10 protein-coding genes are annotated in these 13,068 nt (G+C 48.3%); 4 read left to right on the plus strand and 6 right to left on the minus strand.

The window, feature by feature from the left end:
- Positions 1 to 198: 198 nt before the first annotated feature.
- Genes KK062_RS29360 through KK062_RS29370 form a run of 4 tightly spaced genes read right to left on the minus strand, consistent with a single transcriptional unit; the run spans position 199 to position 3,247 of the window.
- Positions 199 to 1,452 carry a tetratricopeptide repeat protein gene (locus KK062_RS29360; protein ID WP_254087964.1) on the minus strand — a complete coding sequence of 418 codons (1,254 nt, stop codon included), beginning with the start codon at positions 1,450 to 1,452 and terminating at the stop codon, positions 199 to 201.
- Between the two features lie 9 nt (positions 1,453 to 1,461).
- Positions 1,462 to 2,268: a hypothetical protein gene (locus KK062_RS29365; RefSeq protein ID WP_254087965.1), complete on the minus strand. Its 807-nt coding sequence runs from the start codon at positions 2,266 to 2,268 to the stop codon at positions 1,462 to 1,464.
- A 22-nt stretch (positions 2,269 to 2,290) separates the two neighbouring features.
- A complete protein-coding gene (locus KK062_RS31145) occupies positions 2,291 to 2,377 on the minus strand; it encodes a hypothetical protein (RefSeq protein WP_369075191.1) in 87 nt (28 codons plus the stop codon).
- 6 nt (positions 2,378 to 2,383) lie between these two features.
- Positions 2,384 to 3,247 carry a YfaP family protein gene (locus tag KK062_RS29370; protein WP_254087966.1) on the minus strand — a complete coding sequence of 288 codons (864 nt, stop codon included), beginning with the start codon at positions 3,245 to 3,247 and terminating at the stop codon, positions 2,384 to 2,386.
- Between the two features lie 498 nt (positions 3,248 to 3,745).
- On the opposite strand from KK062_RS29370, the gene KK062_RS29375 reads away from it, so the two are divergent.
- From KK062_RS29375 to KK062_RS29385, 3 genes are all read left to right on the plus strand, one after another.
- Complete coding sequence (locus KK062_RS29375) at positions 3,746 to 4,651, plus strand: NmrA family NAD(P)-binding protein (RefSeq protein ID WP_254087967.1); 906 nt, start codon at positions 3,746 to 3,748, stop codon at positions 4,649 to 4,651.
- A 159-nt stretch (positions 4,652 to 4,810) separates the two neighbouring features.
- Positions 4,811 to 5,731 (plus strand): AraC family transcriptional regulator, encoded by a 921-nt coding sequence (locus KK062_RS29380; RefSeq protein ID WP_254087968.1) that lies wholly within the window; start codon positions 4,811 to 4,813, stop codon positions 5,729 to 5,731.
- 169 nt (positions 5,732 to 5,900) lie between these two features.
- Entirely contained in the window at positions 5,901 to 6,851 is a 951-nt protein-coding gene (locus tag KK062_RS29385) for an alpha/beta hydrolase (RefSeq protein WP_254087969.1), read from the plus strand.
- Between the two features lie 65 nt (positions 6,852 to 6,916).
- Here KK062_RS29385 and KK062_RS29390 read toward each other — a convergent pair whose 3' ends face one another.
- Together KK062_RS29390 and KK062_RS29395 are read right to left on the minus strand one after the other, a co-directional pair.
- Positions 6,917 to 8,038, minus strand: coding sequence for an alpha/beta hydrolase (locus KK062_RS29390; RefSeq protein WP_254087970.1), 1,122 nt, complete (start codon positions 8,036 to 8,038; stop codon positions 6,917 to 6,919).
- An 82-nt stretch (positions 8,039 to 8,120) separates the two neighbouring features.
- Positions 8,121 to 9,815, minus strand: a complete 1,695-nt coding sequence (locus KK062_RS29395) for a hypothetical protein (protein WP_254087971.1) — start codon at positions 9,813 to 9,815, stop codon at positions 8,121 to 8,123.
- Between the two features lie 516 nt (positions 9,816 to 10,331).
- Here KK062_RS29395 and KK062_RS29400 point away from each other — a divergent pair.
- Positions 10,332 to 12,881 carry an RICIN domain-containing protein gene (locus KK062_RS29400; protein WP_254087972.1) on the plus strand — a complete coding sequence of 850 codons (2,550 nt, stop codon included), beginning with the start codon at positions 10,332 to 10,334 and terminating at the stop codon, positions 12,879 to 12,881.
- Positions 12,882 to 13,068: the final 187 nt, after the last annotated feature.

The raw sequence follows: 13,068 nt of genomic DNA on the forward strand, positions 1-13,068 counted from the left end.
GATCACCACGCTCGACCACGCCTCGTATGCAGCCATCCGACGTACCCACCTGAAGCAGGCAATGACCGGCATTAAAAATGAAAAGTTGAAAAAGATCAAAGTAAAAATCGAAGAGGCCAGCTAGTCATGACGCACGAGACAGATCTCGCCAACGATGTCTCAATCTCTTCGGCAATACCGATAACCTAATTAAAGGGTTTACTTAACTACAAAAGTCAGATCCAGCGGGCGCCGAAAGAATACAGACGTGAACAGAAGTATGATGGCCAGGATAAAAACGCCTGAAATGGTCCAAAGTATCGCAACGGCCGGACCTCTAAAAACCGAAGACTTCTCCTTCGTCAACCGGTCCAGCACAAGGATAATGGTCATCAGGAAAATTGCCACTACTGTTCCCCATAAAGCAAGCTTATAGCTGATTTGATAGGTCTTTATCAACGCCAGAACGGTTATTATGGCCAGTATGACACGCAAATACCGTGCATAGGGTACTCGCTTTTCGGCTTTACTGATCTCGTCTCCTGAATCTAAATCGGGGTTGTTTTTTTTAGATTCCCTCACAAAAAACACAATCATGACGCTTAGAGACAAAATAAGCCAGAGATTTCGCTCTATCCAATTCCAGACAGGTCCATCGGATCCCTCGTCCACTGGCTGATGAGAAGGAACTGAATTCCTTCCATCGGTTGTAGGTGCACCCTCTACCGGAGTATTCTTTTTAGAATCTTTAGATTTATACCGGGTTGCACCGGGCCCATTTCCGTTATGCGTCTCCGGATCCGGGTTGGATTTACCGAGCTTGCCAGTTGAATCGCGTTCCGTGGGAATAGCGACAATAGGCTCAGTCTCCCCAACGCCCCATGGCATAACGGGTGTAGTGTTTTTCTGATCTACTGACGGCGACGCTGTAACACGAGGATACACAGCAGCAAGCTCTATCAATTCAGCATAGTCCGGATTAAGAACCAGGCCATCACCGAAGTCTTCGCCGGCGCTAGCAACCTGTCCTATTTTCACGTAGAGTTGTCCGCGCGCGACGAGCAATTTCGTTTTGGCACCCTTATCGTTGTCAAACTCCCGCAGCGCATGGGTATATTCCACAATAGCTTCCAGATGCTCGTTCAGATGATTATGACATTCAGCTTTGAACCAGTAAATATTTCCTTTATTGGCATGATTCCGTCGCAGTGTTTCGTCGAAGTCAGCAATGGCGTTTTTGTAACTCCCGGTCCTGTAGTACGACAGACCCCGGAGATAGTAGACTTCCACATCCTTTGCCTTATCGCGGTTTCTTTTCGGGAGGAACTCGGAGAACAGGTTTATGGCCTCATCGTACTTCCCTGTATTATAACTATCCCAGCCTTTATCATAGAACTGGTGTTGAGCTTGCATACTGCCGGCCAGGAACATCAACCCGAGAACCAGGAATAGTTTTTGAACCATGACCGCCATTAATTTGATTTAAAAATTATAGGAAATACCGACAGACACATTCATGGAAGGAAATCCATTTGTTGCCAGCGGAAAGTCTTCGTCCTCAAAATCCTCAAGCGTGCTATCATATGCCTCCGTACTGATAAACGTTATGGGAAATGTATACCCGAAGGAAGCTTCCGCAAAAAAAGAAAGATTGCCCGCCGGATTCAGCTCCATGCCTGGACCGACAAAAATTCCACCCGTGAATTTTGCTTCGCTTTCAACTTCACCGGGACTCGTTTTCACATAGTCCCAGTGGTTTGGTGAACGATCGACGGTATTATTCTTATAGTAATCTATGGTGGCCGTGATCTTGCTCAAAGATGACATGCTGATGAAAGGTTTGACAAGACCATAGAACGAGAACTTCGAATCGTCGTGTACTGGAACAAAATTGATCTTGATATCAAATGACGATGAAACCAGGTTCAGATCACCACCATTCAATTTCACGATACGGCCGTCCCAGTACCCGTCCTGGTTGTATCCTACATACGCCTGCCCGAGATCGTCGGTGGTCTTTTGGGGGTCGTAGCGAAAATGGATGTATGATACGCTGGCCCCCAGGGAAATAATACTATTGAGCCGTTTCCGAAAGCCCGATTCCAGATTATACCCGGAACTGTAGTCACCGATATTGTTGCCCAGTGTCAACGATGGGCCGATGCCTATGTGAACACCCCTGTCAAGTTCTATCCTTTTCTTTTTTTTAATAATGCCTTCTTCCTGAGCAATGGTCTTTGCAGAAGCAAAGAATAGAATGACGATCGAAAAAAGAAGGATTCTTTTCATGGTATAACGCAGATAGTAAAGATTAGCATTTGATCATACAAAGGATCAGGTTTTCCGCCAACGATCGTTGGCGGAGCCTGATAAGACCATGTGTGAAATTCCGGCGTATAAAAGATCAGAACAAGTAGGTCGAGCCTGATTTCGTAATCGTCACCACCTCGGCGGTACTGCCTCCCTGTGTAGTGCCGGTGAAGGTCCTACTCTTACCGGGCGCGTTAATGGTTACTATAAACGTGGTGGGCTCACTGGTATGATCGTAGTCATTGACCGAGACTGTATAGGTACCATCCGGAGCATTTTCACTCCAGAAGATATTCTCAGGGCCGTATCCATCTGTGTCATCACGGTCGAGCGCACCGCCGGATTCAGACGTTGGATAGCTATAATGTATAGAGGTTCCGATTGGATCGTCTACGTAAAGATCCTGGTCAGACGTATTATTCCATGACAGGCTGATCTGCAGCGATCCGGATCCAAGTTTTAATACGTCTACCTGTGCCGTCGTAACATCGCTGACATGATTGTCACCGTCGTAAATAGAAAAATTGAGGGCAAATGTTCCTTCCAGCACATTGGTCGGTATCCCAATGGGAAGTGATATCTGACCGCTGCTGCCGGAGCCCGCGGCAACCGGAACATCGAAATGAGAATTGGCGCCCGCAACTTGCACGTATATACCGGCGAGGTTGCCGTCAACATTTGAATAGCTGAACACCAGCACGAAGGTGTTACCATTTGACGAAGTAATCTCGGGAGTTTCTGCTTCCACATCAGGTGTTTCGGGAGTGGTTGTAGGAGTAGGCAGATTTCCGGAAGTTCGATCAACACCGTCGGGCATGACCAGCACCTGGCTTAATGCATTCGCATCTGACGGATCAATATCCTTAACCAGGCCTTCCTTATCGTCGCCACCGCAGGAAAAAAACAACATCCAGGACATAAAAATACATGCACATCTGATCAGATTTTTTGTTTTCATAGAGGTTTGGGAATTTATCGACGAAACTATCCATTTTCCGCGGAGATATCAAAGAACAATATGGCGGCCGCTATATAAAATTATAGTATCATACACCTGGATGTATTCCTACAATACAAACAAACTTAATAGACAAATAAAATACTTCAAGACATGCTATATAAAGTAAAGTATACTAAAACGTATTAAAAACCTCAACACCCCGCTCCGCCCGTATAATCTCTTGGACAACCAGCATTTCACGTTACGAAAAAACCGACCTAAGCTTCGGAACATTCGACCGTACACTTACTATATTCTATCGGCACGAATTTAACTTTCGTCTTCACGTTCTTCTTTCGCAGCGCATACATACCAACGCACGACCATCCTTGTCCTCACATCTTCATGCCGTACGCGCAATTGGTTCGCCGACTTTTGACTACCACAATCTGACTTTCGCCTACTTTCGGCTCCCGCCTACTGATGACTTTTGTATCAACAAAATCAAAAAAAGATATGAACATCGTATTAACAGGCTCAGTAGGCAATGTGGGAAAGCCACTCACGCAGGAGCTGGTGAAAAAAGGCCACGCTGTCACCGTCATCACCCGTAAGATCGAAAGACGCAAAGACATTGAATCACTCGGTGCAAAGGCCGCCATAGGCAGTATGTTTGATGTCGATTTTCTATCGGCTACATTCAAAGACGCAGACATCGTCTACCTCATGGAAACGCTGGAGGCGGTGGGTGACTTTTTCGATCAGGAAGCCGACTTCATTGGTTCCATCAACGAGATCGGAAATAATTACCGCCAGGCAGTTCGACAGTCAGGTGTAAAGCGAGTCGTACACCTTAGCAGTATCGGAGCCCATATGCAAAAAGGAAACGGCATCCTTCGTTTTCATAACAATGTCGAAAACATCCTGAAGCAATTGCCCGATGACGTCTGTATCAAATTTATCCGCCCCGTTGGATTCTATACCAACATGTTTGGTCTCATCCGCACCATCAAAACGAAAGGGGCCATCATTTCAAATTATGGAGGCGACAAAAAAGAACCCTGGGCTTCGCCTTTCGATATTGCCGCAGCCATCGCGGAAGAAATAGACAGGCCATTTGCAGGAAGAACAATCCGATACGTGGCAAGCGATGAAGTTTCACCGAACGAAATTGCAAAAGCACTGGGCGCAGCCATCGGTAAGCCCGATTTGCCATGGCAGGTCATCCCGGATGAGCAACTCCTGAACGCCTGGCTGAACATCGGCTTCAATGCCCAACTCGCGCACGGATTCATGGAGATGCAAGCCAGCCAGGGCAGCGGTTTGTTGTATGAGGATTATTATCGCAACAAACCGACGTTGGGAAAAGTGAAGCTCGAAGCATTCGCCAAACAATTTGCTGCCGCCTATCACAAAGAATAATCAATGAAGTGACCATGCGTGTACAAACCCAATGCACGCATGGCTGATTCGCTTCCGTTTAGACTACAAGAATGTGGCATTTGGCTACATTAGAGGTCTGATTTCTGTCGATTTTTGCATGGGTGAATACCCAACCAGTATGGTCGCTAGATAACAATTATGGCAGCCCCGAAAACCCAACGAATAAAAACGATAAGCGAATTTCACAAGCTGAGAGGCCTGCCCAAGCCGGAGCACCCGCTGATCAGTATTGTCGATTACTCAAAAATTGTTCGCCCACCGGAGCTCAGCCAGACCAATTGGGTTCTTGATTTCTACAACATTTCGCTGAAGCGAGGCTTAAATGCAAAACTACGATACGGCCAACAAGAATATGATTTTGACGAGGGTGTGATGTTTTTCATTTCACCTAACCAGGTCTTCAGAATCGAGGCTGATCCAACGGCGACTACCGAAAAGTCCGGCTGGATGCTGCTGATTCACCCAGACTTTTTGTGGAACACCCCGTTAGCAAACACCATTAAACAATACGACTATTTCGACTACTCGGTAAACGAAGCCTTGTTTGTTTCCGAAAAGGAAGAAGCAACGATCAACCACATCACGCAAAACATCCAACAGGAGTATCACGCCAACATTGATAAATTCAGTAAACAGATCATTATCTCTCAGATCGAAACCCTTCTAAACTATGCCGACAGATTTTACAACCGGCAGTTCATTACCCGCGAGAATGCCAATCATCAAATACTGGAGCGCCTGGAGAAATTGCTGGCAGACTATTTTAATAGTGACGAAGTAAGCACAAAAGGACTGCCCCAGGTACACGATATTGCCACGGCACTAACTATCTCACCCAAATATCTAAGCACCCTGCTAAAAGTACTGACCGGGCAAAACACACAGCAGCACATCCACGACAAATTGATCGCGAAAGCAAAAGAAAAATTATCAACAACGAATTTGTCCGTCAGCGAAATTGCCTACGACCTGGGCTTTGCCCACCCCCAATCGTTCAACAAATTATTCAAGACAAAGACCAACCAGTCGCCGCTGGAATTCAGGGCTTCTTTCAATTGACCATCTGACGAAGACATCACGTCGGCAGGCTCCCGGCCGACGATTTAAAATCACATGTCCTGCCACGGCCGATCATCACGGCTAAATGACAAAATCCATAATTGTATTATGAATTGTACCAAATACAAGTAATTTTAGTAGAGAAAACTTTAACCCAAATTATTTCATCATGTTCAGTACAATTACCAAGCTGACGAAAGTGGCTATTCAGGCCTCTCTACTCGTCGTCACTGTATCTGCCCTGGCGCAGGACGGTACAATATATCCGCTCAAAGCCCCGGCAGAACCAAACGCGATTCTGCTCGGTACCGGCGGTGTGGAAGGCCAACCCACGTCGGAGACCTGGTTCCGTCAGTGGGGCGACCCGATGGCGCGTAATATTACCACGGCTACACTCACTCCTTTCCTGCCTAAACCCGGAAAGGCAAATGGCGCGGCCATAATTGTGGCGCCGGGTGGTGGCTTCAGATGGTTGTCGCTGTCAAACGAAGGCTGGGAAGTCGCCCAGGCGTTGGCAGACCGTGGCATCGCGGCATTCGTGCTCAAATATAGGCTCCACCCTACCCCGGAGTCTCTTGACGCGTTTAAAGAGTCGATGAATCGAACGTTCGCTGCAGCAACTCCTTCCTCGGAATCAACAAAAGACAAAGCCCCAGCCAGTCCTCCACGCATGGATCTGTCCAACCAGCTCAAAGACGCGGAGACAGCCTACGCCATGATCGTCAGGCGCGCCACGGAATGGGGTATTGATACGTCACGGTTAGGCATGATCGGGTTTTCAGCGGGAGCGGGTCTCACGATGCACTGCACGCTTCATTCGAAGTCTATGCAACTCGACTTTATCGGCCCGATCTATGGCGGCATGGGACCGGTAGAGGTGCCAAAGAATGCTCCGCCTATGTTCAATGTAATCGCCACCGATGACTTCCTTTTCCGGGGTCAGTTTGGCGTTGTCGATTCCTGGTTCAAGGCGGGACGCCCTGTCGAGTTTCACCTTTATCAAAACGGTGGACACGGCTTCGGCCTCGGAAATCCCGGCCGAACCAGCAACCGATGGTTCGACGCCTTCCTGCACTGGCTCGACGTGAACAGCTTTCTCACCACTAAGCCAGGAAAGTGATAGCATCTATACCTTGCAAAAGTCGTTGAATAAAAGACGCAAAATAATCGGGGCGCGAGATCCATTCAATTCTTAAACAAAAGCGGTGCGAGCTCATGCAGGCTTCTCCTCCATGTCTGAAACTCATGAGCAGTACCCTCTGAAATATAAGAAACAGAATTTATCCCCGCTTCCTTCAATGCTACAGCAGCAGTCCTAACACCGTCTGGTCTTTCTTTGCTTCCACAACTCAGAAAGACCAGCTTTACTTTTGACTTGTCGCTGATATCTTCCGGCTTATAGGTGCCACCACTCAGCAATGCGTAATGCGAGAACACATCGGGTCTGTTCATGGTGATCATACGGGTTTCCATCCCTCCCATGGACAGTCCGGCCATCGCACGATGCCGCTGTTCAGCCATCGTACGAAAGGTATTATCAACATAAGGAATCAGCTCGTCAACCAGAACAGCCTGAAAATACTTGACATCGAATTCTCTTATACGACCGAACTTCACCTCGTTCGTCATTCCATATGTCATGACAATAATGAACGGTTTAATCTTACCCTCAGAAATCAGATTGTCCATGATCAGGTTAGCGCGGCCCTGGTTCGTCCAGGCTGTTTCATCCTCGCCCCATCCGTGCTGCAGATACAATACCGGATATCGGGTTGACTGGTTCTTTTCATAGCCGGGAGGTGTATACACAAATGCCCTGCGTGATGTATTGGTACTTTTAGACGGAAAGAGGATCTGCTGAACGTTTCCGTGCGGCACATCTTTAAGCGCATAAAAGTCCTGGTCATGCGCAGGAATTTCAATCCCGCTCTCCCACCGCACCGAGCCATAGAAATTCAAGGCACCCGGGTCATTAAACTTGCCGCCATCGATATTGACATTGTAATAGTGAAATCCTTCGTCCATCGGGCCCGCCGTTGTGCCCATCCAATAGCCGTCTTCTGCTTTTGCCAGCTTAGTCCCACCCTTTCCGCCAAGCCCCAGGCTAACCCTGACACTATCGGCAGCCGGTGCCTGAATCCGGAATCGGGCATACCCTTGCGAATTGACTTGCGGATATTCCTGTCCGGGCTGATTCAGCGTGGAAGGTTTAAAGTCCTCTTTAATGGCTATTTGATTTGATTGCGAGAAGCCCCAAACGCTAATCAGCAGCAGGAAAAATACGGGTAAATGATGTTTTAGGTTCATACCCCGAATTTGGCCAAAAGCTTTCCGGATGTCTTCTATTAAAAAACACCGAAGGATTTTGCACACCACTGCTGTACCTACGCTAAACCCATGCAGCGCGGCAGGTCAGCGAAATAGTCGCTGTCTTTCCCGTCTCCAGTATATGAATGGATACCGATCCGTCACTGTTCAAACTGTAGTTTCTAGACGGAATATTATGCTCAATCTGATGTACCGTCTCGGTAAATAACGCCCGCTGATTTTCCGGAAGAAAGTTTACATACTGCTCCACAAACCAATAGCCGGGATGAGAACCTCCCGTGGAGTCCCTGGGCCCGGACGGATCGATGATTGTCAGTACGCCTCTCTTCTGTGGAGTTTCGGCATTGACTTCCTTCTTTGCTTCAGCCCGCTCAAACGTACTGATAAAAAGGGTGTAGACATACGCATCCCCGTTATCCACGAGTAGCAGCGACCAGTCGCCTTTGGAATTTCTCTTTGCTTGTGGATGCGTAATCGTCCCTTGTGCCGCTAACGCATCGGTTATTGTTTTTAACACCGCCTGATGTGCCAGAGGTTGTTCACGGATAAAATTGTCTGCTGGAACGATTTGCTTCGCCGCTCTGAAAAAAACAGTGTATGACATGGTCGACGGAGTTTTTATGAAAGAAGCGACATAAGGCTTTACGCCATCACGGGGTATGCCTGAGGCTTCATACAAAGATACAGCATTTTGCGTTGTATTGACATCGTGCACGTCTTGCCACGCCGCCGCCGGAATAGTATAACCACAGACACTGACTTCTTGTTTTTCGGCTGCGGCCTCTTTTACCGTGTATACGTACCGTACGTCCGGGCTGGTCATTGCCATCGGCTCGCGCGGAGATTCTATGGCCGGAGCCTCTTCCCGTACGGTCTCGGGTTTCACAACATGCTTTTCCTTGTTTTCGATCGGGTCGTCGTTATCGTTGTCTTCCGGTATGCCATCTTTTCCCACCAAGGCCATAATCTTCGCGGCACCAAACCGTCGCACTTCCTCGATCTTTCCATTCTGGCGAAACGCGCCGTATTCAATCCCAACCGACAGCATCAACGTCCACGAGTCATCCGGCGGGAGCGCCTTCATCGCCAGCTCCAGTGTGGTGCCTGGCATCCCTTCCAGGGACGGATTCCAATCTGTTGATACGCTGATAGAATTGTATTCCCGGCTATACCACGCCGGCGGTAAGTATTCCTTCGAGGGGACGTCGAATGTCACGTCGGGCACAATACCCAGCGTGATCGTTAGACGAAACATGGCATGGTTGTTCTGCGGAAAATAATTAATATCGCGGAGCAGCTCGGGAATATCCACGCGTGCGGAACGATCACGGCGATCCATGGTATAGTATACCGGGGCGCGCACGATCGAATCGAAGGTCGGTGCTTTTTTCGTGGTGGAGAAACCTTCGAGCAGGCGCGTATGTTCGGAGAGTGTAATACGACGGCGCCCCCATTCGCCGGTGCCGTCGCGCAGTTGTACCTGGCGCATCACGCTGTTGATGTCGCTGCCAAAATTATAGTCCGACAGGTGACGGATTTGAATGAGTGCCTTGCGTACATAGCTGCCGAGGCGCGAGCAGCCGCCGAACTCCGACATGGTGCGACGCGTATTTTTAAAGCTTTCGCCTGTTTTTATTTTTTCGGCGCTGGGGCCGCCTTTTCGCCGAACAACGATCCCGTCGACGCCGCGCATGCGATACGCGCTGAACATGTCTAATTTGCCGGTAAAGGCGAAAGGTCCTTCAAGAAAGGGCATAATCGATTGGTTTTAGGGTAACGAGGGTTTTTTAGACAACATCAACTATTCTAACGGTGCCTGACTCGAATCTATGAAAAGCATTTCAATTATCTATATTCTCAGTAAATATTATTTTAAAAAGGAATATTTAAAAGGAGTATATCCAATAGCTATTTAAGTATTGAACATCTATTCATCAAGATTTGGTCAATTATTGGGTATATATTGAACAACTCGACATTTGAGCAACTCCTTACCGGATTTTTCCGGGTAGTGCGATGACACTTACCGGTAACTATGGAAGTTGCACGTGCGGGCGCGCGAGTAGTTCCCGGCCGATAGCCTCCGATTCATATTCTACTGGGCACTCGCAGCTAATTTTGCGTTTTTAATGCTTTGTCGGCGGTGTCCCTCGGCCGGTATTGCTAATGCATCTGCCATGAAACTCCGCGGTCCAAAAAAAAATAATATAACATCAGAGTAAAAAAGCGCCCGATTGTGCACTAGTAGTTGAGAACCCTAAATCACCACCCTATGAAAGCCACAAAAGTTTTTGCCCTGCTTGCAATGCTTCTTGTTTGGACACACGCACAATCGCAAATTCAATTTACGGGTAACCCGCTCATCAACGGAGCAGATCCGGAAATCCACTATTTTAATGGCCTGTACTATATCTACACGACATCTGTGGATACTAAAAAATTCCACGCCTATTCATCACTCGACCTGACAAACTGGAAGGACGAAGGTGTAATCTTCGACATTGGTCCGCAATGCACGTGGGCCGAGAACAATGGATGGGCTCCCGGCGTCGCTTTCAGAAATAACAAGTATTACTTTTATTATACCGCTGAAGTCAAAATTGGCGTGGCGGTAGGAAATACGCCGATTGGTCCCTTTACCGATTTAGGATCTCCTCTTATCGGCACCGATCCCTACACCAACGATATTATTGATGCCATGGTGTTCATAGACGACGATGGGCAGACATATATCTATTATGGCGGATCGTCGGGGGCGCAGATGGTGGTTCGAAAATTAAACCCCGATATGATTTCATTGGCCACGGGTGCAACGAACATCACGCCGCCGAACTATACGGAAGCACCGTTCCTGGTAAAAAGAAACGGCGTGTATTATATGATGTATTCCAATGGTGCCTGGTATAACGACACCTACAATGTTCGGTATGCTACATCCAACTCCCCTACCGGCCCGTGGACGTACCGGGGCGTCATTTTACAATCCAACAGTGAAGACAAAGGCCCTGGTCACCATGCGGTTTTAAAAATTGGAGATTGTGATGAATACTACATCGTCTACCATCGCTACGAGAATGGTCTGGGTGGAGACCGAAAGGTATGTATCGATCGGATGTATTTTAACGATGCTGGTTTGATTGACAACGTCAACATGACAAACTATGGTGTTGTACCGCGCGTACCCGACAATTCCTGCGCCACACAGTCGGTCGTGTCGGGCGGCATCTACAAACTGACACACAAGGGTACCAATCAGTGTTTGGATGTTGCGGCCAATAGCAGCCAGCCCGGCGCCAATGTGCAGCAATATACTGACAATAATAATGACGCACAGCGATGGGTGATCACGTTAGAGTCCGATGGATTCTATAAGTTGAAACACAAAGGCACGAATCAATGTCTGGATGTTGTCGATAACAGCAATCAATCCGATGCGGATGTGCAACAATATACAGATCTGGGGAACGATGCCCAGCGCTGGAAACTGGAAGCTATGTCGGGCGGATATTTCAAAATCACACACAAAGGCACGAATCAATGTCTCGACGTGGTGAATAACAGCAATCAACCCAATGCCGATGTGCGACAGCATACGGACAACAACAGCGATGCGCAGCGCTGGAAGCTGGACCTGATTGAGGCTCCGATCGTCCCCGGTGGTTTATACCGGCTCATGCATAAAGGAACCAATCAGTGTTTGGATGTCGCGAGCAATAGTAATCAATCCGGAGCCAATGTGCAGCAATATACAGACAACACCAATGATGCGCAGCGCTGGTACATTACCCTGGAGTCGGACGGCTATTACAAATTGCGGCATAAAGGTACTACGATGGTATTGGATGTTGCCGGGAATAGCAGCACCGCGGGCGCCAATGTGCAGCAGTACAATGACCTGGGCAATGACGCACAACGGTGGAAGCTCGATTTGATCGGCAGCTATTTTAAACTTACGCACAAAGGAACCACACAGTGTCTGGATGTATCGGACAACAGCGCACAACCCGGCACCAACGTGGGCCAGTGGAATGATGGCCCTAACAACGATGCGCAACGCTGGAAAATTGATCTCATGCCGGATGTCGCGCCGGTGAACGGCACGGGAACCGGATTGACGGGCAATTATTTTAACGGGACGAATTTCGAAACGCCGGTGCTAACGCGTACGGATGCCGTGGTGAATTTTGACTGGGCGTCGGGGTCTCCTGCTACGGGCATCAATGTGGATCAATTCTCCGCCCGGTGGACGGGCCAGGTTCAACCGCGCTATTCGGGCGATTACACTTTTTACATCACCAATGATGACGGCGGAAGGCTTTGGGTAAACAATCAACTGATTGTTAATAAATGGAAGGATGACGGCGGCGCTACTGTATACGGTACCATCTTACTGAATGCCGGACAACTGTACGATATCCGGATGGAGTATTATGAGAATGCTTATGGCGCCAAGGCCAAGCTGGAATGGTCGAGCGTACTGCAGGTCAGAGAAGTTGTGCCTGCGTCACAGCTATATATTGGCTCGCCGGTGGCAAGGGTCGCTGGCGCGGAGATAGGGTCATCGGAGGAAGGTAGTATCGTTATGTATCCTGTTCCTGGAAAAAGCGGCGCGCCGAACGATGTTACAATCCTGGTGAATCCGGCGGCACCGATGGTTTCTTTGTCCTTCCTGGACTCTCAAGGCAAACGAGTTATGAACGACGAGTATCGCGTTACCAATTCAAAAATCTCCGTAACGCTTCCTGCGGTGCCGCCCGGATTGTATTTGATTCGGGTGAATGATTCCAGTCGTACATGGACGGAGCGGTACCTGGTGAAGTAAGCTGGCGGATGTCATCGCAATTAGCATTGAGCGAGGCCACTCGCCAGTCTGAACACTGGCATTAACGCAGGCACAAGTGACCGCATCCACGCTAACGCTTGATGCTTAACACTCATATCTTTGGAAATAGAATCAGAACAGTTATTTTTTGTCAATACTAGCCGGTGGGGTACCTATTCGTAAGACT

The sequence above is a fragment of the Dawidia cretensis genome, assembly GCF_018598175.1.
Lineage (GTDB): Bacteria > Bacteroidota > Bacteroidia > Cytophagales > Cyclobacteriaceae > Ohtaekwangia > Ohtaekwangia cretensis.